Raw genomic sequence first — 26,126 nt, 5'->3', positions numbered from 1 at the left:
GGGAGAGGGCCGGGGTGAGGGCATCAGACCGCACCCTACATGATTCAGAACATGGCCTTGCCATATTCCATGTCAGACGTACCAAAGTATTTCGCAATAGTCTGGCCGATGTCCGCGAAGGTTTCACGGTGACCGAGCGAGCCCGGCTTCACTTTCGGGCCGTACACCAGCACCGGAATGTGCTCACGGGTGTGGTCGGTACCGGTCCAGGTTGGGTCACAGCCGTGGTCCGCGGTCAGGATCAGAATGTCATCTTCACCCACCAGCTCCATCAGCTCCGGCAGACGGCGGTCGAACAGTTCAAGACCCGCAGCATAACCCGCGACGTCGCGACGGTGACCCCAGGAGGAGTCGAAGTCCACGAAGTTGGTGAAGACAATGGTCTTGTCGCCCGCTTCTTTCATCTCTTTGATGGTGGCATCGAACAGCGCATCCAGACCGGTGGCTTTCACTTTTTTGGTGATGCCGCAGTTGGCGTAGATGTCCGCGATTTTACCCACGGACACCACGTGACCGCCTTTCTCATCGACCAGCTTCTGCAGCACGGTTGGCGCTGGCGGCTCAACGGCCAGGTCGTGACGGTTACCGGTACGCTGGAAGTTACCCGCTTTGTCGCCGATAAACGGACGCGCGATCACGCGGCCAATGTTGTAGCCGCCTTCGGTCAGCTCTTCGCGTGCGATTTCGCACAGCTCGTAGAGTTTATCCAGGCCAAACGTCTCTTCGTGGCAGGCAATCTGGAACACGGAGTCAGCAGAGGTGTAGAAAATCGGCTTGCCGGTTTTCATATGCTCTTCGCCGAGCTGGTCCAGAATCACGGTACCGGAAGAGTGGCAGTTACCGAGGTAGCCCGGCAGGTTGGCACGCTTCACCAGCTTATCGAGCAGCTCATGCGGGAAGCTGTTCTCGTGATCGGAGAAGTAGCCCCAGTCGAACAGCACCGGCACACCGGCGATTTCCCAGTGGCCAGACGGGGTGTCTTTACCGGAGGAAAGCTCGTGCGCCCAGCCGTAGGCGCCCACGACTTCCGCGTTGCCGTCCATACCGGCTGCGATTTTACCGGTAGAGCCTTCATGCGCTTTCACCAGACCAAGGCGGGTCAGGTTGGGTAGAGTCAGAGGGCCTTTACGACCGTTGTCCGCTTCGCCTTTCGCACAGGCTTCCGCGATGTGACCCATGGTATCGGAACCCACGTCACCAAAACGTTCTGCATCTTCGGTTGCGCCGATGCCGAATGAGTCCAGCACCATAATAAATGCACGTTTCATAATTGTTCTCCGTACGTAGTGCTTCAAAAATTATCGATCAGATCAGTATACCGCTATTCGGTGATACGGCGATAGACAGTCGGTGTGGTTTCCGGTGCTTTATCGTCAAGCGTGATGGCCGCCTTCACCGCTTTCGCCGCTTCCTGCCAGCTGGCTTCGTCTTTGGCGTGGATCACCGCCAGCGGACGTTGGCCGTCAACGCTGTCGCCCAGACGGGCCATATCGGTAAAGCCGACGCTGTAATCAATGGTGTCCGATGCCTGACGACGGCCGCCGCCCATCGAGACCACCGCCATGCCGAGGGCACGGGTGTCCATCGCAGAAACAAACCCTTCGCTATCGGCATACACCGCTTTGCTGAGCGTCGCGGTTGGCAGGTATTTCGCGTAGTCTTCGACAAAGTCGGTCGGGCCTTTCTGCGCCGCGACCATGCGGCCGAAGATCTCCGCCGCTTTGCCGTTGTCCAGCACCGCCTGCAGCTTCGCGCGGGCGTCGGCGTCGTCTTTGGCGAGCTTGCCGGAGATTAACATCTCAACGCACAGCGCCATGGTGACGTCGAACAGGCGCGGGTTACGGTATTCGCCGGTGAGGAACTGTACCGCCTCACGCACTTCGACCGCGTTACCGGCGCTGGAGGCCAGCACCTGGTTCATATCGGTGAGCAGTGCGGTAGTGCGCACGCCCGCGCCGTTGGAGACGCCAACGATCGCTTCGGCCAGCGCCTCAGAGAGTTCATAGGTTGGCATAAACGCGCCGCTGCCTACCTTCACGTCCATCACCAGCGCGTCCAGCCCTTCTGCCAGCTTCTTCGCCAGGATAGAGGCGGTGATCAGCGGGATGGAGTCAACGGTCGCGGTGATGTCGCGGGTCGCGTAGAAACGCTTGTCTGCCGGAGCAAGAGAGCTGGTCTGGCCGATAATCGCCACACCAACGTCTTTAATAATGTCGCGGAAGCGGTTGTCATCCGGGAAGATATCGAAGCCCGGAATGGCTTCCAGTTTGTCGAGCGTACCGCCAGTGTGGCCCAGGCCGCGTCCGGAGATCATCGGGATGTAACCGCCACAGGCTGCCACCATTGGGCCGAGCATCAGAGACGTTACGTCGCCCACGCCGCCGGTGGAGTGTTTATCCACAATCGGGCCGTTAAGGTTGAGGCTTTTCCAGTCCAGAACGGTTCCTGAATCTCGCATCGCCATGGTCAGCGACACGCGCTCAGGCATCGACATATCGTGGAAGAAAATGGTCATCGCCAGAGCCGCAATCTGCCCTTCTGAGACGGTGTTATCACGAATGCCGTTAATGAAGAAGCGGATCTCTTCGTCGCTTAATGCATGACCATCACGTTTTTTACGAATAATTTCTTGTGCGAGAAACACGGTAACCTCCATGCGGAATCGGGGGAGTTGTGGCGGGTGGCGCTACGCTTACCCGCCCTACGATCCTGTAGGCCGGATAAGCGAAGCGTCATCCGGCGTTGTCTGGCAATCAGTAGCTGCTTGCGCTCTTACCGTCGCCGTGACCCAGCGCCTTCAGCAGGCTAGCCAGCAGGCTGGACGCACCGAAACGGTAGTGACGGGAATCGGCCCAGTCGGCGCCGAACAGTTCGTCAGCAATCGCCAGGAACTGCTGCGCGTCTTCGGCGGTACGCACGCCGCCCGCAGGTTTGAAACCAACGGTTTTGGACACGCCCATGTCGCGGATCACTTCCATCATGATGCGCGCGCTTTCCGGGGTGGCGTTAACCGGCACTTTACCGGTAGAGGTTTTAATGAAATCCGCACCGGCTTTGATGGAGATTTCAGATGCCTTACGAATCAGCGCCTCTTCTTTCAGCTCGCCGGTTTCGATGATCACTTTAAGCAGCACGTTTGCCGCCGCACACGCGTCTTTACAGGCCTTCACCAGGTCAAAACCGACCTGCTCGTTGCCGGCGATCAGCGCGCGGTATGGGAACACCACGTCAACTTCGTCTGCACCGTAAGCAATCGCCGCGCGGGTTTCTGCCAGCGCAATCTCGATATCGTCGTTGCCGTGCGGGAAGTTAGTCACGGTTGCAATGCGCACGTCCGGCGTGCCCTGCTCTTTCAGCGTCTTACGGGCAATCGGGATAAAGCGCGGGTAGATACAAACGGCTGCGGTGTTACCCACTGGCGTTTTCGCCTGATGGCACAGGGCGATGACTTTCTCATTGGTGTCGTCATCGTTCAGGGTAGTCAGGTCCATCAGTTTCAACGCGCGCAGGCTGCTTGCAGTTAAATCGGTCATAACAATCTCCAACGGCAGTGCCGTATAAATTTTACCTTGCGGGTCTGTGAGTATTCTAACATCCACCCGCATCCACACTTCGACATTCATCACAGTTAATGAAAACTGCGTACAAATTTGCATTACTGTAATGAGATCTTCTTCAAACTTTAGTGCGCAAATTGCCGACTAAAGCAGCAATACCCCCTGTGGGATCAAAAGCGCCAACAGGCAGGCTTTCTACAATCCGTTCATCATCCGCAGAACATTCAAGGAAGCGAATATGCCCCACTCCAGCCCCGACGCCCTGCAGCAACGTTGCCAGCAGATTGTGACAAGCCCGGTGTTATCCCCGGAACAAAAACGTCATTTTCTGGCGCTGGAAGCGGAAAACAACCTGCCGTATCCGGCACTTCCTGAAGCTGCGCGCGCCGCGCTGGACGAGGGGTTTATCTGCGACATGTTCGAAGGCCATGCGCCTTACAAACCCCGTTACGTTCTGCCGGATTACGCAAAATTTCTGGCTAACGGTTCAGAATGGCTGGAGCTGGAAGGGGCAAAAGATCTCGACGATGCCCTCTCGCTGCTAACCATCCTTTATCACCATGTTCCGTCCGTCACATCGATGCCGGTCTATCTCGGCCAGCTTGATGCGCTGCTGCAACCATATGTTAGAATTCTAACACAAGAAGAAATCAATAGCCGAATAAAACGTTTCTGGCGCTATCTTGACCGTACGCTGCCGGATGCCTTTATGCATGCCAATATCGGGCCGGAAGATACGCCCATCACCCGTGCCATTCTGCGTGCCGATGCAGAGCTGAAGCAGGTCGCGCCGAACCTGACCTTTATTTATGATCCAGAGACCACCCCGGACGATTTGCTGCTTGAGGTAGCAAAAAACATATGTGAATGCAGTAAACCGCATATTTCTAATGGCCCGGTGAATGATAAAATTTTCACAAAAGGTCGTTATGGCGTGGTGAGCTGTTACAACTCCCTGCCTCTGGCTGGCGGTGGCAGCACCCTGGTGCGCCTTAACCTCAAAGCCATTGCTGAATGCAGCACGTCCATTGAAGACTTCTTCACCCGCACGCTCCCGCACTATTGCCAGCAGCAAATGGCCATCATCGATGCACGCTGTGGTTTCCTGTACGAGCAATCTGGCTTCTTTGAGAATAGCTTCCTGGTAAAAGAGGGGCTGATTGATGCCGATCGGTTTGTGCCGATGTTTGGCATGTACGGACTGGCGGAAGCGGTAAACATGCTCTGTGAGAAAGCTGGCATCGCGGGACGTTACGGCAAAGATGAGCAGGCCAACGCGCTGGGCTATCGCATCAGCGAACAGCTTGCGGTGTTTGTCGAAAACACGCCGGTGAAGCACGGCTGGAAGCAGCGCGCGATGCTTCACGCGCAGTCGGGGATCAGCTCCGACTCCGGCACCACGCCGGGCGCGCGCCTGCCGTACGGCGACGAGCCGGATCCCATCAGCCACCTGCTGGCGGTAGCTCCCCATCACAAGCACTACTCTTCCGGGATAAGCGATATCCTGACGCTGGATGAGACGGTAAAACGCAACCCGCAGGCGGTGGTTCAGCTGTGCCTGGGCGCGTTCAGGACGGGTATGCGCGAGTTTACCGCCAACGTGGCGGGTAACGATCTGGTGCGCGTCACCGGGTATATGGTGCGGCTATCGGATCTGGAGAAATACCGGGAAGCAGGGTCGAGAACGAACACCACGTGGCTGGGGGAAGAAGCCGCACGCAATACCCGCATTCTGGAACGTCAGCCGCGCGTGATTAGCCATGAACAGCAGATGCGCTTTAGTTAGTCAGGTCATTCCTTTTTCCTGTGTGGACGGGCCGGGCAGCCGCCTTGCCCTCTTCCTGCAGGGCTGCAACCTGCGCTGTAAAACCTGCCACAACCCGTGGACGATTGGCCGCTGCAACGACTGCGGGGACTGCGTGCCCCACTGTCCGCACGACGCGCTGACCATTCAGGCCGGGCGCGTCTGGTGGCAGGAGAGCGACTGCCAGCAGTGCGACACCTGTCTGCACCTGTGTCAGCAGCAGGCAACGCCTATGGCGCACCGCTTCAGCGTGGAAGAGATCCTCGCTCAGGTCCGCAAATCCGCACCGTTTATCGAAGGGATCACCGTCAGCGGCGGTGAAGCCACAACGCAATTACCGTTTTTGATCGCCCTGTTCACTGCGATCAAAGCCGATCCAACCCTGCGCCATCTCACCTGTCTGGTCGACAGCAACGGTCTGTTAAGCGAAACCGGCTGGCAAAAGCTGCTGCCGGTACTGGATGGCGCGATGCTGGATCTCAAGGCGTGGGACAATGAGCATCACCGTTTTCTGACCGGGCGCGAAAACCCGCAGATTAAACAGAGTATTCGCTGGCTGGCACAGCATCAACGGCTGACTGAATTGAGGCTCCTGGTGATCCCAGAGCAATGTGATTATCTGGAACATCTGAAACCGCTGACAACGTTTATCCACGGGCTGGGGAATATTCCGGTGCGTATTAACGCGTTTCATGCGCATGGCGTGTACGGTGAGGCAGCGTCATGGCGCAGCGCCACGCCTGAGGACGTTGAACCGCTAGCGCGGGCGCTGGAAAAACAGAAGATAACGGTGATCCGCCCGGCGCTTTACCTATAGCGTGATACCAAATACCGACCGCGTATTTTCCAGCAGCGCATCGGCAATCACCACTTCAGGCTCTTTTCGCAGTTCACACAGGGTGGCAAACACGCGCGCCGCCTGTTCCGGGCGATTCGGCTGACCCTGAAAACCATTCAGCGGCATATCCGGCGCGTCGGTTTCCAGCAGCAGCGCCGACAGCGGCAGCTGCGCCATCACGTCCCGGGTTTTACTGGCGCGCGGATAGGTGATGGTGCCACCGACGCCGATTTTATAGCCCAGCTCAATAAAACGCTGCGCCTGCTGCAGGCTGCCGGAGAAACCGTGCACGACGCCCCTGCGCGGCAGATCGATGCGTTTCAGGTGCATCGCCAGCTTATCGTGCGTGCGTCTTGAATGGAGGATCACCGGCAGATCGTGACGCTTCGCCAGCCTGAGCTGCGCGTCGAGGATCATCTGCTGGCGCTCAAACTGCGGGTTCTCGCGATAAAGATCGAGGCCGATCTCCCCGATGGCGACAAGCTTGTCGCCTGCGGTCTGCACTATCTCATCAAGTCTCTCTATGTGCTCATCACGATGCCGCTCAATCACGATCGGATGCAGGCCGAGCGCCGCATAGAGCGCGGGGTGCCGCGCAGAAAGATCCAGCACGCGGGAAAAGTACGCCGCTTCCACTGACGGCACAATGATGGCCTGAACGCCTGCGTCAGCCGCTTTCGCAATGCTTTGCGCTTCCTCCCCCGTAAACGGCGGGAAATCAAAGTGGCAGTGGGTATCGATAAAGCGGTGCGTCACGCCAGATCCTCGTTATCCAGTAAAGCATCATTCGCCTGCGGAATGTCCACCAGCGGCATCGTCAGGGCATCGTTGGCGACAATCGCAGGCGGCGTAATAATGCGTTTATGGCGATGAAGCGGTGGCTGCTCCGCCAGCATTTTCCCTACCGTTGCCAGGAAGTAGCGCCCGCACAGCCGTCCCGTTTTGTAATCCATGCGCAGCGCAGGGACGCGGCTGCCCAGGGCCATGCTCAGCAGCGGCTTAGGCGGATAGATTTCAAAAATACGCAGCTTACCCGGCGGTTTTTCAATGAAGCGCTGCATCGCGCCGTAGGTGGTTTCATGCTGCTTCGCGATGTTCACCAGCGGCTGCAGGCTGCTGTCGCCCAACCAGCGCTCCATCCGTTTAAACCACTGCGGCGTGTAATACATTTGCGACGGTACGGTACGGATCACCACAATGGTTTTCGCCCCGCGACGGGCGGCTTCCTGCACCGGTACCGCGTCACTGATCCCCCCGTCCAGATAGCTAATGCCGTCCAGCAGCGCACCGGTACGATAAAAACCGGGGATCGCGCTGGAGGCGCGGATGATGTCCAGCCAGTTCTCCTTCTGAGGCGAAAAATAGCCCGGCGAATAATCATCCCCCCGGCTGGCGCACATCCAGAATTCTTTGCCGCTATCAAACAGACGGGCCGCGGTGTCCATGGCCAGCGGCATCTGGCTGGAGGTCGACTCCAGCAGCCAGTCGAGATCGATCAGGTTACCGCCGCGCACAAAGCGCACCGGATTAAAAAACTCTTTCGCCGTGGTGTAGCGCATGATGACCTTTCGCGCGTAGCCGGGCTGGTTGCAGACATAGGCAGAAAGGTTCTGCGCCCCGGCAGACGTGCCAAAGTAGAGGTCAAACGGGTTGAACTGCGCGCGCATAAATTCGTCCAGCACGCCGGCGGTGAAAATGCCGCGCTGTCCTCCACCTTCGCAGACCAGCGCGAGTTGACCTGCGCGAAACGGTTTTAACGTCAGCGGCGCAATATTGCCGAGCGTAACGGGAATTCGTTGCCCCACCTCTGCTTTCCTGTTTTGACTATTTTATAACACCACAGTAACGCACCCGACCTGTTACGCAAATAAGAAAAAGCCAGTCACAGCGACTGGCTTTTTTTTGTTGAAGGAATATTGCGTTTGCTACGGACGTCTACGACCCGTAAACAGGCTGACCAGGAACAGAATAATACCCACAACGAAGACAATTTTAGCTGCCCATGCCGCTGTACCTGCCAGTCCACCAAAGCCCAATGCGGCGGCAATTAACGCGATAACCAGAAATATAATGCCCCAACGAAACATAAGCTTCTCCTTTACCATAGTTAATGTCGGCCGCTAAACGTGAGCGCTCAGGTCACTCACCGGCGTTTTTCCAGAGTCGTTCTTATATCGCCCGCAGGTGTTAGCCAGGCGGGCGAATGGTCCAGATTTACTTCGTTTTCAGATCGTTTTTAACGCTTTTAACACCATCTATCGCTTTCGCAATGGACTCGGCACGTTCACTTTGCGCCTGCGAATCTACCGTACCGGAAAGCTGAACCACACCATCGGTGGTTTCTACTTTCACCTTACGGGACGGCACGATGTCATCTGCTAAAAGTTTAGCTTTGATTTCGCTGGTGGTGGCGGCATCACCGGCGTAACCTTTCACCGACGCGTTTTTGCCGTCACGGACGTGCAGCTTATCGCTGACGGAGGCAACACCTTCGACGCCTTTCGCGACTTTCACCGCCTGTTCTGCCTGAGCCTGGCTTTCAACAAAGCCGCTCAGCGTGACCACTTTCTTGTCGGTCTTAACGGAAATATCGGTGCTCTTAATGGCTTCATCATCCACCAGTGCGGCTTTCACTTTTGCTGTGATTGAGCTGTCATCCATGAAGTTGCCGACTTTATTCATAGAGCTATCGATTTTTTGCCCTGCGTTATCGGCCGTGGATTGTGCTTTATCCATGGTGCTGCTTTCCGCGAGGGCGGAGCCGCTCACCAGAACGCTACCCAGGGTTACAGCCAGCAGAGTTTTAGAAATCTTCAGTCTTGTCATATTCATCGATCTATTCCTGTGTTGACCCGTTATTCGGGCTACGCACTTCCTTAGTAGTGATATATATTGCGAATAAACACACGGGCAAAATGGATAACCTAAAGTCATGCATTGAACAGTTAATTTATCCACGCCCGGTGTTAAACACTGAGTTAAATATAGATCACTCTCACAGAGCCGCTTTCAGAATTGGGTAAAAAACGCGCGAATAGCGTGAAATTGCGTTGAATTAAGAACATTCCGCAAGGGATTAATAAGACAGGAATTAAAGAAGAGCACGGCGGCAGCCGTGCTCTGAGAGGGGATTAGTGCTCGCGGGTTTTACGGAATTGAACGTCAGGATAACGTTCCTGCGTCAGGTTCAGGTTCACCATGGTTGGCGCGATATAGGTCAGGTTATCGCCACCATCCAGCGCAAGCTGAACTTCATTCTTACGCTTAAATTCTTCGAATTTCTTCACGTCAGAACACTCGACCCAGCGCGCGGTCGCGACGTTCACCGACTCGTAAATCGCTTCCACGTTGTATTCGCTCTTCAGACGCGCGACAACCACGTCAAACTGCAGCACGCCGACCGCACCAACGATCAGATCGTTGTTCGCAATCGGGCGGAAGACCTGCACGGCGCCCTCTTCGGAGAGCTGAACCAGGCCTTTCAGCAGCTGTTTCTGCTTCAGCGGATCGCGCAGACGGATACGACGGAACAGCTCTGGTGCGAAGTTCGGAATGCCGGTGAACTTCATCATTTCGCCCTGGGTGAAGGTATCGCCGATCTGAATAGTGCCGTGGTTGTGCAGACCGATGATGTCGCCCGGATAGGCCTCTTCAACGTGCGAACGGTCGCCCGCCATAAAGGTCAGCGCATCGGAGATGACCACATCTTTCCCGGTACGCACCTGGCGCAGCTTCATGCCCTTTTCATATTTACCGGACACCACGCGCATAAAGGCCACGCGGTCACGGTGTTTCGGATCCATGTTGGCCTGAATCTTAAATACGAAGCCGGTGAACTTCTCTTCTTTTGCTTCCACTTCACGGGTGTCGGTTTTGCGCGGCATCGGCTGCGGCGCCCACTCCACCAGACCGTCGAGCATGTGGTCAACGCCGAAGTTACCCAGTGCGGTACCGAAGAAGACCGGGGTAATTTCGCCGCTCAGGAACAGCTCTTTGTCGAATTCGTGAGACGCGCCCTTGACCAGCTCCAGCTCGTCGCGCAGCTGCGCGGCCAGCTCTTCCCCGACCGCCGCGTCCAGATCCGGGTTGTCCAGACCTTTAACAATGCGCACTTCCTGAATGGTGTGGCCTTTACCGGTCTGATACAGGTAGGTTTCGTCTTTATAGAGGTGATAAACGCCTTTGAACAGCTTACCGCAGCCAATCGGCCAGGTGATTGGCGCACAGGCGATCTTCAGCTCGTTTTCCACTTCATCCATCAGCTCCATCGGATCGCGGATGTCACGGTCGAGTTTGTTCATAAAGGTGAGGATCGGCGTATCGCGCAGACGGGTCACTTCCATCAGCTTACGGGTACGATCTTCTACACCTTTCGCGGCGTCGATCACCATCAGACAGCAGTCCACCGCCGTCAGGGTACGGTAGGTATCTTCGGAGAAGTCTTCGTGACCCGGGGTGTCCAGCAGGTTCACCAGGCAGTCGTGATAAGGGAACTGCATCACGGAGGTGGTAATCGAAATACCACGCTGTTTTTCCATCTCCATCCAGTCGGATTTTGCATGCTGGCTGGAGCCACGGCCTTTAACGGTACCCGCAGTCTGGATCGCCTGTCCGAACAGCAACACCTTCTCAGTGATGGTCGTTTTACCGGCATCGGGGTGCGAGATAATGGCAAAAGTGCGGCGCTTGGCCACCTCTTGCAGATAAGGAGACAACGTCATAATTAAATCTTCTTTTATAAGCGCGGCAGCACGCCACGCATCATGGAATACAAAATTGCGGCTATTTTACCCATCAACGGGGGGCAGGCAATCATTGTTTACACAGGAGTTGCTCCAGTTCGTTCAACGACGTCACGGTCCAGGTCGGCTCGATGCCGTCAGGCTTCTCACGGCCATGCGCATTGAGCCACACGGTCGACAGACCGGCCTTAATGCCGCCCAGAATATCTGACTCTGCCGTATCCCCCACCATCAGGACGCGATCGCGGTCGGGATTACCGGCCTGCGCCAGCGCATAATCGAAAATTCGCGGATCCGGTTTAGGTACACCCACCTCTTCCGAGATCACCAGCGCGTCAAAATGATCGCGCAGGCCGGTGCGCTCAAGGCGGATCTGCTGCAGGGCGGTAAAACCGTTGGTGATGATCCCCAGTTTCACCTTACCTTTCAACGCATTCAGCAGGGAAACCGCGCCCGGCAGCGGCGCACAGATATCGGCCATGGCGTTAAGGAAAGCCTCGTTAAGCGTCCCCGGACTGACCTTTAAACGTTCCGCCCAGACGTCAAAGCGCTGGTGCTGAAGCTGTAACGCGGTGATGGCACCGTTCTGGTAATCCACCCACAGCGGTTTGTTGACCGCCTGATAGTCCTGAAAATCTTCAGCGGTGAAGGTTACGCTATAGTCGAGAAACATCCGCTGCAGGCCGCCGAACGAGTCGAACGTAAACAGCGTTTCGTCGGCATCAAAGAAAATCCAGTCCCATTTCATCGTTACAACCTTATTTTTTATTATCCAATCGGCAGAGCCATTATGATGGCGTCTTCACGTCCCTCTGCGGTGGGGTAGTAGTTACGGCGGATTGTCGCCTCGTTAAAGCCTAAGCTTTCATAGAGCGCGATGGCGGCGACATTCGACGCGCGCACCTCCAGCCACAGGGTGAAAACGTCACGGGTTTCGAGCTCACGGATGAGGTGCTCAAGCAGTTCTTTTCCCAGCCCACGGCGCTGAAACGCGGGATCAACCGCGATATTAAACAGCGTCGCCTCATCAAGAACAACCTGCGTGATCGCGAAAGCGGCCATGGTGCCGTCAACGTCCAGGCGGTAGTTCAGATACCGTTCGCCCTGATTGCTGGCGAAGGTTTTTTCGCTCCACGGAAACGCGTGGGCGCGTGTTTCAATCGCAAACGCTGTGGTCAGGTCAGGCGTCGTGAGGGAAGAAATCGTGTTCATATTCGCAGATTTGTTGCCATAGCGCGCTGCGCGCTTTTGGGTTGGCTTTCAGTTCGTCCAGCGCTGGCGAGCAGATCTGGCTCCCCTGGAGGGAGATCTCATTTGTCTCTCCGATACGCCAGCTGTTACAGCGGCTATCAGGAGGCAGCATCGCGACACGCTCTGGCGTCAGCGGTAAAACCTGGTCGGCCGTCAGCTTCAGGCTGCGAAGGACATCATCGATCAGGGGTTCATTCAGGGCAGGCAGTTCTTCCGCCACCATCACCAGGCGAACGTGCGCCGGGATGGAGATGGCGATTTCGCCCTGCAACGCCGTCGGGCGACGCAAAGCCCACTGGGTAATGCCCAGCTGCTGCAACTGCCAGTCTCGTCGGGATGTCATAGGGAAAACTCCTGTCTCTCAGGCGCGCAAATATAGCAAATGTGTCGAAAGTGCGCCATCTACCTACTATAATCCCCGCCTGAGTTTATTGAGGAACAATTCATGTCTGCATTTACCCCGGCAAGTGAAGTCTTGCTGCGTCACAGTGATGATTTCGAAGAAAGCCGTATTCTGTTTGCCGGAGATATGCAGGATGACCTGCCCGCGCGTTTCGACTGTGCTGAAAGCCGTGCCCACACCCAATATTACCACCACTGGCAGGTGCTGAGCCGTCAGATGGGCGAGCGCGCGCGCTTTAGCCTGGTGGCGGAGCAGAGCGATATCGCCGACTGCGATACGCTGATTTACTACTGGCCGAAGAATAAACCGGAAGCCCAGTTCCAGCTGATGAACCTGCTCTCCCTGCTGCCGGTCGGCTGCGATATTTTCGTGGTAGGAGAGAACCGCAGCGGCGTGCGTAGCGCTGAACAGATGCTGGAAGACTACGCGCCGCTGAATAAAGTCGACAGCGCTCGCCGCTGTGGTCTGTACCACGGACGACTGGAAAAACAGACAACGTTTGATGCGCAGGCTTACTGGGACGAATACCAGCTTGACGGCTTGACCATCAAAACCCTGCCGGGCGTGTTCAGCCGTGACGCGCTGGATACGGGCAGCAAGCTGCTGCTCTCCACTCTGACGCCGCACACCAAAGGCAAAGTGCTGGACGTGGGCTGCGGCGCGGGCGTGCTCTCTACCGTGCTCGCCAGCCATTCGCCAAAGGTGCGCTTAACCCTGTGTGACGTGAGCGCCCCGGCGGTTGAAGCCAGCCGCGCAACGCTTGCCGCAAACGGCATTGAAGGCGAGGTGATTGCCAGCAACGTCTTCTCTGACGTCACCGGTCGCTTCGACATGATCATCTCTAACCCGCCGTTCCACGACGGTATGGAAACCAGCCTTGAAGCGGCACAAACGCTGATCCGTGGCGCAACCCGTCACCTTAACAGCGGCGGCGAGCTGCGTATCGTTGCGAACGCCTTCCTGGCGTACCCGAAAGTGCTGGACGAAACCTTTGGCTTCCACGAAGTGATCGCCCAGACCGGCCGCTTTAAGGTCTATCGTACCGTGATGACGCGCCAGGCCAAAAAGTAATCTCACTCCTGCAGGCCGGATAAGCGCAATCACTATCCGGCAAGCAGGCGTCTCAGTTCCGGCCATTTTTGCAGCAATCAATAAAAGGTGCGCACTTTTCAGTTGACGTAAAGCTGAAAACATCTAGAATGCGCCTCCGTGGTTACGATACTTTTACAGTATCGATGGTATGCGAAGGTGGCGGAATTGGTAGACGCGCTAGCTTCAGGTGTTAGTGTCCTTACGGATGTGGGGGTTCGAGTCCCCCCCTCGCACCATAAATCACGATGATATTGCTCGCACTGGGCGAAGGTGGCGGAATTGGTAGACGCGCTAGCTTCAGGTGTTAGTGTCCTTACGGATGTGGGGGTTCGAGTCCCCCCCTCGCACCAACGAGGCGATATCAACATAGTAATGATGTAAATAGTAAGATGACTGTGCGAAGGTGGCGGAATTGGTAGACGCGCTAGCTTCAGGTGTTAGTGTCCTTAGGATGTGGGGGTTCGAGTCCCCCCCTCGCACCAATTATCTTACAACCCCTCTGAAGATCTTCTTTTCCCTGTTATTTCAAACTCATTAGTATCACCAGAATTCCACTGACCAGTGCTACGCAGGATGGCAGTAAAACAAAGTGACGTAGTTGCTTATGCCAGATCATGCCTGACGTGACTAACAGTCCTGACACAATGATGGCTTTCCAGGTATCGAGAGAGAGATCGGCAAACGTCAAACCGCCGAGAATGGCTCCCGGCAGCAATACCCCCCAACAACTTCCCAGCGCCCTGTTCAACATGATCTGCCCTCTCACAACGATAATGATAACCAATATCATATGACAGGTATTATCATTTGTCAGCTGAATGAATCAAAATCCATCGACCTTTACCTTTCCCGTAATGACAGGAATTGCCTAAGGTGATAAATTGCGCACCTGTTAACAACGTCTAAAGATTTTCTGATAATTACTCTTTGAGCTTTTTGCATATTTAATTGCGAAACGACATCTATTTATTTGTTTTAATTAAATTTTAATAAAAATACACGACTATGACATCACAATCCTGGCGGTCTTTGGTTCACAGAAAATATCAATTATCGTTACGTTTATTTTTATTTCTGAACGCAACATCGGCAGTGTTCTCGGTAACAAACCCGCTCAATTCTGTACGACTGTTTTCCGCCCCTCTGATTGCTATATTCTCCATCAGTACCGGCCTGTTCGTCTGGCACTGGAGAAAGCGCGCGCGGAAGATAAATATTCCCGTCGTTTCAGGGATCTTCGGTATTTTGTGGGCCTGGCAAATTGTCTCCAAATTCGCCTTAATTACCCACGATCATGCGACGTATTTGTTAATCGCCCTTTTAACGGTGCTTTTTATCGGCACGCTGGCGTTCGCCAGTAATATCAAAGCCTTTACGCTGCATTCACTGCCCACCTTTATTGTCTGCCTGTGGTTAAGCGATCACGATATATGGCTGCGAATGACCTATTCTTTCGCACTTCCTGTGGTGGCAATTGCTATTCATAACATTTTGCAAAGACGCAATGACCGTTTTGCTCAGGAGCTCCTTTCCCGCCTTCTGGAGGAACGGGAAACCCTTACCGATCTCAGCATGATGGACCCGCTTACCGGGCTCTATAATCGTCGCGGTCTGCAAAGCCGTCTGGAGAATTTGCCCACGGTAGAGAATGGCGAGCACTTTGTCCTGCTGATGGATATCGACCACTTCAAAGCCTATAACGACCATTACGGCCATATGATGGGCGACCAGGCGCTGAAGCGCGTCTCTGCGGCAATTCGCGATGCCGTGCGTTCTCGCGATATTGTGGCGCGTTTTGGTGGGGAAGAGTTTATGGTGCTGCTGACCAACATTTCACTCGAACATGCTCGCCAGACGGCCGAGCGGATCCGTCAGAAAGTTTACGATTTGAAAATCCCGCATCTGTTTAACGAAAGCGTCGCGACAAACGTCACCATCAGCATTGGTATTGCCATTTTCGAGGATGAAGACGTGGAAGGCGCGCTGGAAAAAGCGGATAAAGCCCTCTACGAAGCAAAGCATATGGGGCGCAACAACATTCTGTTGAGTGAAGAGATTCAGACGGCGTAAACATCACGGCGATGTCACCAGGACAAAAGTCTTGCCATTGGTATGAGCAATAGTTAGGATTGGCAATCATTATCATTTAGATTTCTATCTATACTATGGCCACGCATACCGCACACATCGTCGAACCCCTCCTCTGGCGAGCGCCCCTCACCAGCGGGAATGCTTCGCTTGCGGATGCCATACGGGATAAGATTGCGGAAACGCGCGCCCACCTGCTGGACTTTATCCGGCTTGATGAAGCCCCCCCGAACCACGCCATGACGCTCTCAGAGTGGCGCCAACCGGCAAAACTGCAATCGCTGCTGGCCACCTATTCCGACCATATCTATCGCAATCAGCCCACCCTTACGCGGGAAAATAAACCCCTGCTCTCACTCTGGGCACAGTGGTATATCGGGCTGATGGTGCCTCCCCTCATGCTGGCGCTCTTAACACAGAAGAGCATGCTGGAACTCTCGCCGGATAATTTTCACGTCGAGTTTCACGAAACCGGACGTGCTGCCTGCTTCTGGATTGATCTACATGAAGACCAGAGCGCGGAACGCCTGACGGCTCAGGAGCGTATGGAACAGCTGGTCACTCAGGCCCTGATCCCGGTGGTAGAAGCGCTTGAAGCGACAGGAGAGATTAACGGGAAGCTTATCTGGAGCAATACGGGCTATTTAATCCACTGGTATTTAACGGAAATGAAGCCGCTTCTTGGTGATGAGAACGTTGACGCCCTGCGTCAGTCCTGTTTCTTTGCAAAACAGCTTTCCGATGGCCGTGACAACCCGTTGTTCCGAACCGTCGTGCTCCGTGATGGGCTTCTGGTTCGCCGCACCTGCTGCCAGCGCTATCGCCTGCCGGACGTTAAGCAATGCGGGGATTGCACGCTGAAGTAGAGCAGTGAATTGCCCGGCCTGATGCCCTCACCCTGACCCTCTCCCACAGGACTGAGGAATCCCCAGTAATTTTTTTACCTGAAGCGATGAACGTTGCTTCAAAAAAATTAATAACTTACAGCGACGCCCTGGTCCGGCTGTAAATCGCCGAAGCGTTTCCGTAAGGCCGGGGCGAGGCGCAGGGATGCGCCGAGAGGGCGTGGCCTGCAGGGATGCAGGCTCATGCCCGACCCGATAGCCTGAAGGAATAAGCTGAGGGGACCGCGAAGCGGCGATTTACCGCCGGGAGCCCGGGTCGCCAGGGCGGCGGCGATTGAGCCGCCATGGCACGTTCACCGGTCATGTCCTTACAGAGTAGCAAGAAACATAAAGTGAACGGAATGACCACCACAGCCGTATGTTCCCCCTCACCCCAGCCCTCTCCCTCAAGGGAGAGGGGGTCGTCCGTGCAGGCATTATTTTGTGGGGATTCCTCAGCCCACGGGGAGAGGGAACAAACACAAAAAACGGCAACCTGCGTTGCCGTTTTGCTTTTATCTAAGCCACCTGCTGATTGTCCTCTTCAGCATTACGCTGCGCTTCTTCCGCTTCCTGCTCCAGCAGTTGCTTCTCATACACTTTGAAGAACGGGAAGTAGATGATCGCCGATACGCAGGCCAGAACCACAACCAGAATAGCCGCGCGGAAGTCCCAGCCCAGAGCCCATGCTGCCCCTATCGGCGCCGGTGCCGTCCAGGGAACGACCGAGATGACGCGCCCAATCAAATCAAACGTCATCGCCGCCCACGCCAGCACGGCGTTAACCATCGGTGCCAGCAGGAACGGAATAAAGAACACCGGGTTCATCACGATTGGTGTACCGAAAATGACAGGTTCGTTGATGTTAAAGAAGCTGGGCACCACGCTCAAACGCCCGATAGAGCGTAAATGCGCTGAACGGCTACGCAGATAGCAAATCACCAGCCCCATCGTCGCGCCCGATCCGCCAATCACGATAAAGAACGTCCAGAACGCCTCCATAAAAATATGCGGCAGAGGCTGGCTGGCGGCCAGCGCGGTCTGGTTAGCGCCCAGGTTAGTCAGCCAGAACATCTGCAACATCCCGGAGACGATGGCGGCGCCGTGGATCCCGGCAAACCACAGCAGATGACCAATCAACACCGCCAGCAGGATCGCAGGCAGTGAATCCGCCGCGGAAACCAGCGGTTTAAAGACCGACATAATGGCCTGCGGGATCAGCATGCCAAACTGAGACTGAATGACCAGGCTCAGAGGATAGAGCGTTAACACCACCACCAGCACCGGGATCAGCAGATCAAAAGAGTTTTTGATCATCGGAGGAACCTGGTCTGGCAGGCGAATACCGATGTTATGCGCCTTGAGGAAACGCATCATCTCAACGCAGTAGATCGCCACCAGAATCGCGGTAAAAATCCCCGTTCCCCCCAGACTGTCGACAGGAAGCGTGCCTTTGGTTTTCGGTGCCGCGACCAGCAGAAACGCCATCAGCGACAGCATGGCGCACATGAACGGGTCTAACTGGTGCGATTTGACATAGTGTTTGCCAAGGTTATAGGCAATGGCCGCACAGATATAAATGGACATAATGCCCATCGTCATATCAAACGGCGTCAGGATTTGGCCTTCAAACTGCTTCGCCATATCCAGCCATGCGCGGGCGAAACCCCACGTGGTATCAGGCGAAAAAGGTGGATAAGCGAACACTAACAAAAATGAACCCACAATCATAAATGGCATCGCGGAGATGAATCCATCACGAATAGCCATGACATGACGCTGGGAAGAGATCCGCCCGGCAATCGGGCTCACGTAATTTTCAACGAAACGGAATATCAGGTTAAACGCAGCATGGTTGGCAGACATGGCAGATCTCCTGTCAGACGTTTGTTACGGGCACTTTCGCGCCGCACGTTGTTCCATAAATCAGCTTCACAACCTTGCTGGCTTGTGTACCAGTGGTACTGCTCAGACGAAATGGTTTCATATTTGGCTCTTATTATTGGATACAGGGGACGTTACGTACTCAGTATTAATCGACGCATCACGCTCTGCAACCGGTTACTGTAACCGGTTTCTGTGAATGTGAAGAGGATCCAGAAATCAGCCGTTCGGGATATTTGTTACTTAAGAGATATTTACAGAGCATAAATTCTTATGACAGATTACGCAGGATATTTGTCAGGAGGAAACAATGAGTTTGCAGTCTGTACAGCAGTTTTTTGCCGACAACGCGCCGGATATAGACGTAATTGAACTTAGCCAGAGTACCGCTACCGTTGCGTTGGCTGCTGCCGCCCATCGTGTTGAACCGGGACAAATCGCCAAGACCTTGTCACTCAAGGTGAAAAATGAGGTGATTCTGGTGGTGGCGAAAGGCGATGCGCGCCTGGATAACAAAAAGCTGAAAGACACGTTTGGTGCGAAAGCGCGCATGCTCAGCAGTGATGAAGTGGTGACCATCACCGGTCATCCCGTTGGCGGCGTGTGCCCGTTCGGGCTGGAAAATCCGCTCGCGGTTTACTGCGATATCTCATTAAAGCAGTACACCGAAGTCCTGCCCGCCGCAGGCGCAATTCATAGTGCCGTGCGTATTTCACCTGACAGAATGGCAGAGCTGACTTCCGCAAAGTGGGTTGACGTTTGCATCTGATTGATGCGCCAGAGCCTGTCTGGCGCGCAGCGGGCTGGCTATAAAAAGGTCGGCTTGCTGAGTGCCGAACTTCGCGGTTCTCTTGCCGGAAGGTGAGTAATAATATCCGCCGCATCGAGCAACCCGACGTCAGAGCTCACCCCCAGCTTCACCATCGCATTAAACTTATGCGCCCGGATGGTCTTAATATTGCGTTCAAGCTGTGCCGCAATTTGAGGAATAGAATAGCCGCAAGACATATAACGCAGTATTGCCCGTTCCGTTGGGCTTAACATTCTGTTTTGACTCCGGTACCAGTGATTCATCATATTATCATTGATGCGCAGCGTTTCACTCAACAACACCATAAGTTCCTGCTGCAGGTGCTCAAGCGTCAGCGATTTACTGACCACACCGTGAAGGCGTGACGGTGAAAGATGGCTAACTAACCGTGCTTCCGTCTCATCAGCGACCAGGATAATGCGCTGGATATGACCATGCGTAAACGCGAGTTCCCGCAGGTGCGCCAGGCAGTTACGGCGCTCCTCTCGTGCATCGGAAAGTGAATAGATCAGCGAGAAAAAATTGACGTGCTGAAGTGCTTTCTTGAAGCTGTCAAATTCGCTAAACAGATGCAGCTGATAGTGATTCAGGCCGGGCATCGCAAATAAATGCTGTAGCCCAACAGCACTCATCGTGCAATTTTCGACGATGGCGATATGTCGTGTTGAATCGGTTTTTTCCATTCCTCAAACTCTCCATAGGCTGACATCAAATTCAGCTCTCTCATTCCCTGCGTACTGTTGATCCAGGCGTACATATCGGCATTACTACGTAAAGATAGCCGCCGCATCGCACTGTTTTTCTGCGCACTGATGGTTTTATTGCTCTTCTTCAGCAATGTGGCGATTTGGTTAATCCCCCATCCTTTACCTAACAGACGCAGTACCTTGCGTTCGGAGTGCGTGAGTGCGATAACGTGTTCGTCTTCATCCTCCGTACTTTGAGGCTCCGGGGTTAATAACGTCTGGCTTATCCGCTCTGCCCGCTCGCTACCTGCCTGAATCGCGTTAACCACGCCTTCAATGGGCTCCATATCAGACAGCAACGTGCTTTCCGGGCGCATAAGCAACTCAACCGCAATAGGGTAAAGCGGCCGCGAGACTAAAAAGATCCAGTGAATGTCCCGGTATTGGTTCAATAAACCGTAATACTCTTCGAGGGTTCCCCGAGGATTTCTGTATTCACCTGAAATATCGGCAATAATGACATCTGCGCGGCGTAGCTGGAGCAGTGTTAACTCCTGCAATGAGCGACAATAGGTCAATTCAAAATCCGGGAAATGGCGTGCCATCACGCCCCCTAACCCGTTTTGCATCACGGGCATCCGGCTAATGACAACGCCATACTTACCATGCAATGACAACATAGACCCTCCGTGTCCATTCTTCATTTGATGAGTAACGTTAAAACGCACCAATGTATGAGTATTTTCGTCCCTGAGTGTAAAACTGATTAATACAAGCAGAAGATGAGATATGTTCTTAGTATAAGAAATGCCTAAAACAACGGTAATATCTCATAAAGCGCAAATAAATTTAATTGCGGAGCCATTAAAATAACGACAATATAAAATTAGAATAACTAAATACAAATATTCTATATTTTTATATTTATAATTCACCGCATTGATAAATTAATCCAACGCCCCTTTCGTGATACGGGCTGAAACTGTTTGCACAAACCTTGATCTGGCCCACAGCAAGAGGGACTGCACTTTGTGCTAAAAGTACTCACTACGGGCTAACCGGCAACCTATCCATCTTTTTCAGGACAATACATGCAGGCAGATCGGTCAACGCAGCGTGCTATCACGCGGCTATGTATAAAGTGCGGTCTTTTTCTGCTCCAGCACGGTGCGGAAAGCGCGCTGGTTGAGGAGCTCTCCACCCGGCTGGGAGTGGCGCTGGGTATGGATAGCGTTGAAAGCGCAATCTCATCTAACGCCATTGTGCTGACCACGATCAAAGACGGTCAGTGCCTGACCTCCACCCGCAAAAACCATGACCGCGGCATTAACATGCACGTCGTGACCGAAGTGCAGCACATCGTCATCCTTGCTGAACACAAGCTTCTCGATCTCCATGAAATTGAAAAACGGTTCAACCAGATCAAGCCATTACGTTATCCGCGCTGGCTCGTCGTGTTAATGGTAGGGCTCTCTTGCGCCTGCTTTTGTAAGCTCAATAAAGGCGGCTGGGACGGCGCGCTCGTCACCTTTTTTGCCAGCAGTATCGCCATGTATGTTCGCCAGCTGCTCACGCACCGGCAGCTGCACCCGCAAATTAACTTCTGCATTACCGCGTTTGTCGCCACCACGGTTTCCGGCCTGCTGCTGCGCCTGCCGCAGTTTGCCAACACCCCGACCGTTGCCATGGCCGCCAGCGTGCTTCTGCTGGTCCCGGGCTTTCCGCTGATCAACGCCGTCGCCGACATGTTTAAAGGGCACATCAATACCGGTCTGGCACGCTGGGCTATCGCCAGCCTGCTGACGCTGGCGACCTGCATCGGCGTGGTCATGGCCATGACTCTCTGGGGGTTACGCGGATGGGCGTGATAGATTTTCTGCTGGCGCTGGCACAGGACATGCTTCTGGCCGCCATTCCTGCCGTCGGCTTTGCGATGGTATTTAACGTACCGCAACGCGCGCTGCCGTGGTGCGCGCTGCTGGGTGCGATTGGCCATGGCTCGCGAATGGTGATGATGACCGCGGGTTTTAACATCGAATGGTCAACATTCATGGCTTCCATGCTGGTCGGCAGTATCGGCATCCAGTGGTCGCGCTGGTATCTGGCGCATCCCAAAGTGTTCACCGTTGCCGCGGTGATCCCGATGTTCCCAGGCATATCTGCGTATACGGCGATGATTTCCGCAGTGAAAATCAGCCATTTCGGTTATACCGAGCCTCAGATGATCCTCCTCCTGAGCAACTTTCTTAAGGCGTCATCCATCGTCGGCGCGCTCTCCATCGGGCTGTCGATCCCCGGACTGTGGCTGTACCGCAAACGCCCACGCGTTTGATATTTGTATTATTTCGCTGCCGTGGAGATAATTCTTCTGGTCCGTTTGGTGAAAATAAGGAAAGGATGTGGCTAACCCTGGCAGCGAACACCCCGAGCACAGTGAAGAATCCAGCCTGAAAGAGAAAATCTTTCAGAGCGCCATCGCGCTTTTTGCCGAGTATGGATTGAACGGTGCACGAATGGAGCAGATCGCAGAGAAAGCGGGCACCACCAAACGCATGGTGGTTTACCATTTCAAGAATAAAGAGAACCTCTATCTCCTGGTACTGGAACATGTTTACACCCAGATTCGCGCCAGTGAAAAAGCGCTAAGCCTGACGGGAATGCCCCCGGTCGAAGCGCTGGTCAATCTGGTTGAAGCCACCTTTGACTATCATGCCGACCACCCTGACTACATCCGGATTATCTGCATGGAAAACATGCAGCGCGGCCGCTTTATGCAGCAGTCGAGCTATCTCCGCCAGGTCAATCGCAGCGCGCTCGACCTGCTGGAGGAGATCCTGCGCCGGGGGAAAGAAAAACAGCTCTTCAGTGAGACGGTTGACGCCCGCGATCTTCATCGTCTGATAAGCAGCTTCAGCTTTCACTACGTTGCCAACAGCTACACCTTTACGCTGTTGTTTGAAGAAGGCGCAGACGAGCAGGCGCAGCGCCAGCACTACCGCAAAATGGCCGTTCAGGTGGCGCTCCGTTACACCTGCCCATAAAATTGCTTGCAATTAAATCGCACACTACCTATATTCATCTCATGAACGCGAAAACGAACGATGCAACCGCTGCGCTCAAGCTGGATAACCAGCTCTGCTTTGCCCTCTATTCGGCAAATCTGGCGCTTAACAAGCTGTACCGGCAGCTGCTGGCACCGCTGAACCTGACCTACCCGCAATATCTGGTGATGCTGGTGCTGTGGGAGCAGGATGATATGACGGTGTCGGACATCGGTGAACGGCTGTTTCTTGACTCTGCGACCCTGACGCCGCTGTTGAAGCGTCTGGAAAGCGCCGGGCTCATCAACCGCCACCGTTCACGCAAAGACGAACGTCAGGTCGCCGTCACCCTGAGTGAAGCGGGACGTGAGCTCCAGCAGCAGGCTTTGGGTATCCCCCATGCGGTGGGGTGCGCAGCGCAGTGTGATACTGACACCCTGCTGGCGCTCAAACAGCAGCTCGAACTTTTGCGACAACAGCTACACCGCGCGTAACGCTATACTTTACGCGTTATTATTCACCCATATATATCGCACGCTATTTAATAGCACACGTTAAAACAAGATGAGGAACCTGCCATGTCTTTAGAAAAAGTTGTTTATACCGCCAAAGCAAAAGCCACCGGTGGCCGTGACGGTCGTGCCACCTCCTCCGATGGCGTACTGGACGTCAAACTGGGTGTGCCAAAAGAGATGGGCGGCATGGGGGGAGACGTGACCAACCCTGAGCAGCTGTTTGCCGCGGGCTACTCTGCCTGCTTCCTGGGCGCGATGAAATTCGTGGCCGCACGCGACAAATTCACCCTGCCAAAAGAGGCCTTTATTGAAGGCGAAGTCGGCATTGGCCCACTGCCAACCGGTTTTGGTATTGAAGCAAAACTGAACATCCACGTTGAAGGTATGGATCCTGCGGAAGCCAAAAAGCTGGTCGATGCGGCGCACATTGTTTGCCCGTACTCTAACGCGACCCGCGGCAACATTGACGTGACGCTGAACATCATCGCGTAATCCCTTCTGTTCCCTCTCCCTGTGGGAGAGGGTCAGGATGAGGGCATCAGTCCGCACTTTACCCCTCCTTTCCTTTCCCCTCTCTGTGCTACCATAAGCCCATATCACGCCCGTAGTCATCAGTAGAGTAAGCGTTATGTCCTCCAGAATTCTGACCACCAGCATTGCTGGTATTGATGCCTTTATGCGCGACCCACGCGGTGTGTTGACTCACGCCGAAGGCGGCACGGTTGCGGTTTTTGCCGACAACGCGCCGGCGTTTTACGCAATCACACCGGAACGTCTGGCACAGCTTCTGGAGATCGAAGCACAAGTGTCACGCCCGGCGAGCGATGTCACGCTGGATAGCCAGTTCTTTGATGAACCGGTTAACGTTCCCGTGACCGTTCCGATGGGCAAATTTGCCCTCTATGCGGGCTGGCAACCGGATGCGGATTTCCAGCGGCAGGCCGCGCTGTGGGGCATTGCGTTAACCCAACCCGCCACCGCGGAAGAGCTCGCCGCGTTTACCGCCTGGTGGCAGGCAGAAGGGAAAGTGTTCACCCACATTCAGTGGCAGCAAAAGCTCGCGCGTCATCTCCAGATTACCCGCGCCGGCAACAACGGCCAGCCAAAACGTGATATCAATGCGTTTTCAGAACCGGATAAACAGATCCCCAGCGGATTCCGAGGTGCGAAATGAAGAACGTCGGCGACCTGATGAAACGTCTGCAAAAAATGATGCCTGCCAACGTGAAGCCCGCTTTCACCACCGGTGAAGAGCTGCTGGCATGGCAAAAAGAGCAAGGTGAGATCCGCGCCGCCGCGCTCGCCCGCGAAAACCGGGCGATGAAAATGCAGCGCACTTTTAACCGTTCCGGTATCCGTCCCCTGCACCAGAACTGCTCGTTCGATAACTATAAAATCGAGACCAACGGGCAGATGAACGCGCTGGCCGCCGCACGGCAGTACGTGGATGAATTCGACGGCAATATCGCCAGCTTCATCTTTAGCGGCAAGCCGGGCACCGGAAAAAACCACCTTGCTGCCGCCATCTGCAACGAGCTGCTTCTGCGCGGTAAATCGGTTCTTATCATCACCGTGGCCGATATCATGTCTGCGATGAAAGACACCTTCAGCAACCGCGAAACCAGCGAAGAACAGCTGCTTAACGATCTGAGTAATGTCGACCTGCTGGTCATCGACGAGATTGGCGTTCAGACGGAATCGCGCTATGAAAAAGTGATCATCAACCAGATTGTCGATCGCCGCTCCTCGTCCAAGCGCCCCACCGGCATGCTGACGAACCACAATATTGACGAGATGACCCGCCTGCTGGGGGAACGCGTCATGGACCGCATGAAGCTGGGTAACAGCCTGTATGTCATCTTCGACTGGGAAAGTTACCGCAGCCGCGTCACCGGCAAAGAGTATTAAGACAGTTCCAGGAATCGCCGACAGGTCGCAGGTATATACTGGAACCCCTTCGGCCCAAAACGGACCTTTTTGAGAGAGCCATGATGAAAAAACAGATTCTAATCAGCACCTTTTTAGGCGCGCTGCTGGTAACCGGCGCAGCGCAGGCGGCGTCCTGGCAGGAGTCCCTGTCAAGCGCAGCAAACGAGCTGACCAAAGAGAGCAGCAGCACGCAGGGCGGACTCTCCGCCTCTTCCCTCACCAGCCTGCTGGGCAACAGCGGTCAGAGCCTGAGCGCGGGCACGATGAACAACGCGGCGGGGATTCTGGAATATTGCGCGAAACAAAAACTGGCCTCCGTGACCGACGCGCAAAACGTGAAAAACCAGGTGCTGGGTAAACTGGGTCTGGATACCCAGGAGCAGAAAGCGGACACCAACTATATGGACGGCATTCAGGGCCTGCTTAACGCGCAGAACGGCCAGCAGCTTAACCTGAGCACCCTCGGCAACTCCTCTCTGGCCAAACAGGTGAAAACCAAAGCCTGCGATCTGGTGCTGAAACAAGGCGTTAATTTCATCTCCTGATCCACCCCATTTTCTGCCACAACACGCCGCGTTTAATGCGATAGTCTTGCAGCGCG

At 54.7% G+C, this 26,126-nt stretch carries 29 protein-coding genes and 3 tRNA genes; 17 read left to right on the top strand and 15 right to left on the bottom strand.

Annotation, left to right across the window (positions count from 1 at the left end):
• Nucleotides 1-44 precede the first annotated feature (44 nt).
• From deoB to deoC, 3 genes are all read right to left on the bottom strand, one after another.
• Nucleotides 45-1,268 (bottom strand): phosphopentomutase, encoded by a 1,224-nt coding sequence (gene deoB, locus ACMGG5_RS08995; RefSeq protein WP_420277758.1) that lies wholly within the window; start codon nt 1,266-1,268, stop codon nt 45-47.
• A 53-nt stretch (nt 1,269-1,321) separates the two neighbouring features.
• Nucleotides 1,322-2,644, bottom strand: coding sequence for a thymidine phosphorylase (gene deoA, locus ACMGG5_RS08990; RefSeq protein WP_248165950.1), 1,323 nt, complete (start codon nt 2,642-2,644; stop codon nt 1,322-1,324).
• A gap of 109 nt (nt 2,645-2,753) precedes the next feature.
• Nucleotides 2,754-3,533, bottom strand: coding sequence for a deoxyribose-phosphate aldolase (gene deoC, locus ACMGG5_RS08985; RefSeq protein WP_003856543.1), 780 nt, complete (start codon nt 3,531-3,533; stop codon nt 2,754-2,756).
• 262 nt (nt 3,534-3,795) lie between these two features.
• On the opposite strand from deoC, the gene ACMGG5_RS08980 reads away from it, so the two are divergent.
• Both ACMGG5_RS08980 and ACMGG5_RS08975 read left to right on the top strand, forming a co-directional pair.
• A complete protein-coding gene (locus ACMGG5_RS08980) occupies nt 3,796-5,343 on the top strand; it encodes a YjjI family glycine radical enzyme (protein WP_420277757.1) in 1,548 nt (515 codons plus the stop codon).
• Nucleotides 5,318-6,178 (top strand): YjjW family glycine radical enzyme activase, encoded by an 861-nt coding sequence (locus ACMGG5_RS08975; protein WP_407859424.1) that lies wholly within the window; start codon nt 5,318-5,320, stop codon nt 6,176-6,178. The genes ACMGG5_RS08980 and ACMGG5_RS08975 overlap by 26 nt, the downstream gene beginning before the upstream one ends.
• Here ACMGG5_RS08975 and ACMGG5_RS08970 read toward each other — a convergent pair.
• The 8 genes from ACMGG5_RS08970 to ACMGG5_RS08935 all read right to left on the bottom strand — a co-directional run bounded on the left by ACMGG5_RS08970 (nt 6,173) and on the right by ACMGG5_RS08935 (nt 12,535).
• Nucleotides 6,173-6,955, bottom strand: a complete 783-nt coding sequence (locus ACMGG5_RS08970) for a TatD family hydrolase (protein ID WP_420277756.1) — start codon at nt 6,953-6,955, stop codon at nt 6,173-6,175. The two genes, ACMGG5_RS08975 and ACMGG5_RS08970, sit on opposite strands and share 6 nt — an antisense overlap.
• A complete protein-coding gene (locus tag ACMGG5_RS08965) occupies nt 6,952-8,004 on the bottom strand; it encodes a patatin-like phospholipase family protein (protein WP_024908268.1) in 1,053 nt (350 codons plus the stop codon). Before ACMGG5_RS08965 ends, ACMGG5_RS08970 begins: the two co-directional genes overlap by 4 nt.
• Nucleotides 8,005-8,124: 120 nt before the next feature.
• On the bottom strand, nt 8,125-8,286 hold the full coding sequence (locus tag ACMGG5_RS08960; RefSeq protein WP_003856556.1) for a DUF1328 domain-containing protein: 162 nt from the start codon (nt 8,284-8,286) through the stop codon (nt 8,125-8,127).
• A 127-nt stretch (nt 8,287-8,413) separates the two neighbouring features.
• A complete protein-coding gene (osmY, locus tag ACMGG5_RS08955; protein WP_039260909.1) occupies nt 8,414-9,031 on the bottom strand; it encodes a molecular chaperone OsmY in 618 nt (205 codons plus the stop codon).
• Between the two features lie 299 nt (nt 9,032-9,330).
• Nucleotides 9,331-10,920 (bottom strand): peptide chain release factor 3, encoded by a 1,590-nt coding sequence (gene prfC, locus ACMGG5_RS08950; RefSeq protein WP_420277755.1) that lies wholly within the window; start codon nt 10,918-10,920, stop codon nt 9,331-9,333.
• 91 nt (nt 10,921-11,011) lie between these two features.
• Nucleotides 11,012-11,689 (bottom strand): pyrimidine 5'-nucleotidase, encoded by a 678-nt coding sequence (yjjG, locus tag ACMGG5_RS08945; RefSeq protein WP_420277754.1) that lies wholly within the window; start codon nt 11,687-11,689, stop codon nt 11,012-11,014.
• A gap of 20 nt (nt 11,690-11,709) precedes the next feature.
• Nucleotides 11,710-12,153 (bottom strand): ribosomal protein S18-alanine N-acetyltransferase, encoded by a 444-nt coding sequence (gene rimI, locus ACMGG5_RS08940; protein ID WP_420277753.1) that lies wholly within the window; start codon nt 12,151-12,153, stop codon nt 11,710-11,712.
• Nucleotides 12,122-12,535 carry a DNA polymerase III subunit psi gene (locus tag ACMGG5_RS08935; RefSeq protein ID WP_061715999.1) on the bottom strand — a complete coding sequence of 138 codons (414 nt, stop codon included), beginning with the start codon at nt 12,533-12,535 and terminating at the stop codon, nt 12,122-12,124. The genes rimI and ACMGG5_RS08935 overlap by 32 nt, the downstream gene beginning before the upstream one ends.
• A 102-nt stretch (nt 12,536-12,637) precedes the next feature.
• Here ACMGG5_RS08935 and rsmC point away from each other — a divergent pair, with 102 nt between their 5' ends.
• The 4 genes from rsmC to ACMGG5_RS08915 all read left to right on the top strand — a co-directional run bounded on the left by rsmC (nt 12,638) and on the right by ACMGG5_RS08915 (nt 14,169).
• Nucleotides 12,638-13,666, top strand: a complete 1,029-nt coding sequence (gene rsmC / locus ACMGG5_RS08930) for a 16S rRNA (guanine(1207)-N(2))-methyltransferase RsmC (RefSeq protein ID WP_024908271.1) — start codon at nt 12,638-12,640, stop codon at nt 13,664-13,666.
• A gap of 171 nt (nt 13,667-13,837) precedes the next feature.
• Nucleotides 13,838-13,923: transfer RNA gene (locus ACMGG5_RS08925), tRNA-Leu, on the top strand.
• Nucleotides 13,924-13,951: 28 nt separating this feature from the next.
• Nucleotides 13,952-14,037 (top strand) — tRNA-Leu (locus tag ACMGG5_RS08920).
• A gap of 47 nt (nt 14,038-14,084) precedes the next feature.
• Nucleotides 14,085-14,169 (top strand) — tRNA-Leu (locus ACMGG5_RS08915).
• Nucleotides 14,170-14,207: 38 nt separating this feature from the next.
• Here ACMGG5_RS08915 and ACMGG5_RS08910 read toward each other — a convergent pair.
• Entirely contained in the window at nt 14,208-14,477 is a 270-nt protein-coding gene (locus ACMGG5_RS08910; protein WP_032649899.1) for a DUF1435 domain-containing protein, read from the bottom strand.
• A 215-nt stretch (nt 14,478-14,692) separates the two neighbouring features.
• Between ACMGG5_RS08910 and ACMGG5_RS08905 the strand changes: the two genes are divergently transcribed.
• Nucleotides 14,693-15,757 (top strand): GGDEF domain-containing protein, encoded by a 1,065-nt coding sequence (locus ACMGG5_RS08905; RefSeq protein WP_032649902.1) that lies wholly within the window; start codon nt 14,693-14,695, stop codon nt 15,755-15,757.
• Nucleotides 15,758-15,852: 95 nt separating this feature from the next.
• A complete protein-coding gene (gene fhuF, locus ACMGG5_RS08900; protein WP_420277752.1) occupies nt 15,853-16,641 on the top strand; it encodes a siderophore-iron reductase FhuF in 789 nt (262 codons plus the stop codon).
• 537 nt (nt 16,642-17,178) lie between these two features.
• Here the strand turns inward: fhuF and ACMGG5_RS08895 are convergent.
• Nucleotides 17,179-18,525: a PTS sugar transporter subunit IIC gene (locus ACMGG5_RS08895; RefSeq protein WP_024908275.1), complete on the bottom strand. Its 1,347-nt coding sequence runs from the start codon at nt 18,523-18,525 to the stop codon at nt 17,179-17,181.
• 328 nt (nt 18,526-18,853) lie between these two features.
• On the opposite strand from ACMGG5_RS08895, the gene ACMGG5_RS08890 reads away from it, so the two are divergent.
• On the top strand, nt 18,854-19,312 hold the full coding sequence (locus tag ACMGG5_RS08890; RefSeq protein WP_059445755.1) for a YbaK/EbsC family protein: 459 nt from the start codon (nt 18,854-18,856) through the stop codon (nt 19,310-19,312).
• A gap of 38 nt (nt 19,313-19,350) precedes the next feature.
• Here ACMGG5_RS08890 and bglJ read toward each other — a convergent pair whose 3' ends face one another.
• Both bglJ and ACMGG5_RS08880 read right to left on the bottom strand, forming a co-directional pair.
• The gene (bglJ, locus tag ACMGG5_RS08885) at nt 19,351-19,986 is read right to left on the bottom strand and encodes a DNA-binding transcriptional activator BglJ (protein WP_032649905.1); all 636 of its coding nucleotides are present in this window, start codon (nt 19,984-19,986) and stop codon (nt 19,351-19,353) included.
• Nucleotides 19,983-20,720 (bottom strand): helix-turn-helix transcriptional regulator, encoded by a 738-nt coding sequence (locus ACMGG5_RS08880; RefSeq protein WP_420277751.1) that lies wholly within the window; start codon nt 20,718-20,720, stop codon nt 19,983-19,985. Before ACMGG5_RS08880 ends, bglJ begins: the two co-directional genes overlap by 4 nt.
• A 411-nt stretch (nt 20,721-21,131) precedes the next feature.
• Between ACMGG5_RS08880 and ACMGG5_RS08875 the strand changes: the two genes are divergently transcribed.
• The 8 genes from ACMGG5_RS08875 to ACMGG5_RS08840 all read left to right on the top strand — a co-directional run bounded on the left by ACMGG5_RS08875 (nt 21,132) and on the right by ACMGG5_RS08840 (nt 26,070).
• Nucleotides 21,132-21,908, top strand: a complete 777-nt coding sequence (locus ACMGG5_RS08875) for a threonine/serine ThrE exporter family protein (protein ID WP_024908278.1) — start codon at nt 21,132-21,134, stop codon at nt 21,906-21,908.
• Nucleotides 21,899-22,372 (top strand): threonine/serine exporter, encoded by a 474-nt coding sequence (locus ACMGG5_RS08870; protein WP_020885295.1) that lies wholly within the window; start codon nt 21,899-21,901, stop codon nt 22,370-22,372. The genes ACMGG5_RS08875 and ACMGG5_RS08870 overlap by 10 nt, the downstream gene beginning before the upstream one ends.
• A gap of 67 nt (nt 22,373-22,439) precedes the next feature.
• Entirely contained in the window at nt 22,440-23,081 is a 642-nt protein-coding gene (locus ACMGG5_RS08865; RefSeq protein ID WP_008502090.1) for a TetR family transcriptional regulator, read from the top strand.
• Nucleotides 23,082-23,122: 41 nt separating this feature from the next.
• On the top strand, nt 23,123-23,575 hold the full coding sequence (locus ACMGG5_RS08860) for a MarR family winged helix-turn-helix transcriptional regulator (RefSeq protein WP_023293337.1): 453 nt from the start codon (nt 23,123-23,125) through the stop codon (nt 23,573-23,575).
• 84 nt (nt 23,576-23,659) lie between these two features.
• Complete coding sequence (locus ACMGG5_RS08855; RefSeq protein ID WP_006174091.1) at nt 23,660-24,088, top strand: organic hydroperoxide resistance protein; 429 nt, start codon at nt 23,660-23,662, stop codon at nt 24,086-24,088.
• Nucleotides 24,089-24,224: 136 nt separating this feature from the next.
• Entirely contained in the window at nt 24,225-24,770 is a 546-nt protein-coding gene (gene dnaT, locus ACMGG5_RS08850) for a primosomal protein DnaT (protein ID WP_407821551.1), read from the top strand.
• Nucleotides 24,767-25,504, top strand: coding sequence for a DNA replication protein DnaC (gene dnaC, locus ACMGG5_RS08845; protein WP_013095461.1), 738 nt, complete (start codon nt 24,767-24,769; stop codon nt 25,502-25,504). Before dnaT ends, dnaC begins: the two co-directional genes overlap by 4 nt.
• An 83-nt stretch (nt 25,505-25,587) precedes the next feature.
• A complete protein-coding gene (locus ACMGG5_RS08840; protein ID WP_024908282.1) occupies nt 25,588-26,070 on the top strand; it encodes a DUF2501 domain-containing protein in 483 nt (160 codons plus the stop codon).
• The last annotated feature ends 56 nt before the right edge of the window (nt 26,071-26,126 follow it).

Source organism: Enterobacter sp. BNK-34, assembly GCF_048684445.1.
GTDB lineage: Bacteria > Pseudomonadota > Gammaproteobacteria > Enterobacterales > Enterobacteriaceae > Enterobacter > Enterobacter pseudoroggenkampii.
Note: the sequence above shows the minus strand (reverse complement) of the source record. Positions and strands in the feature narration are given on the sequence as shown.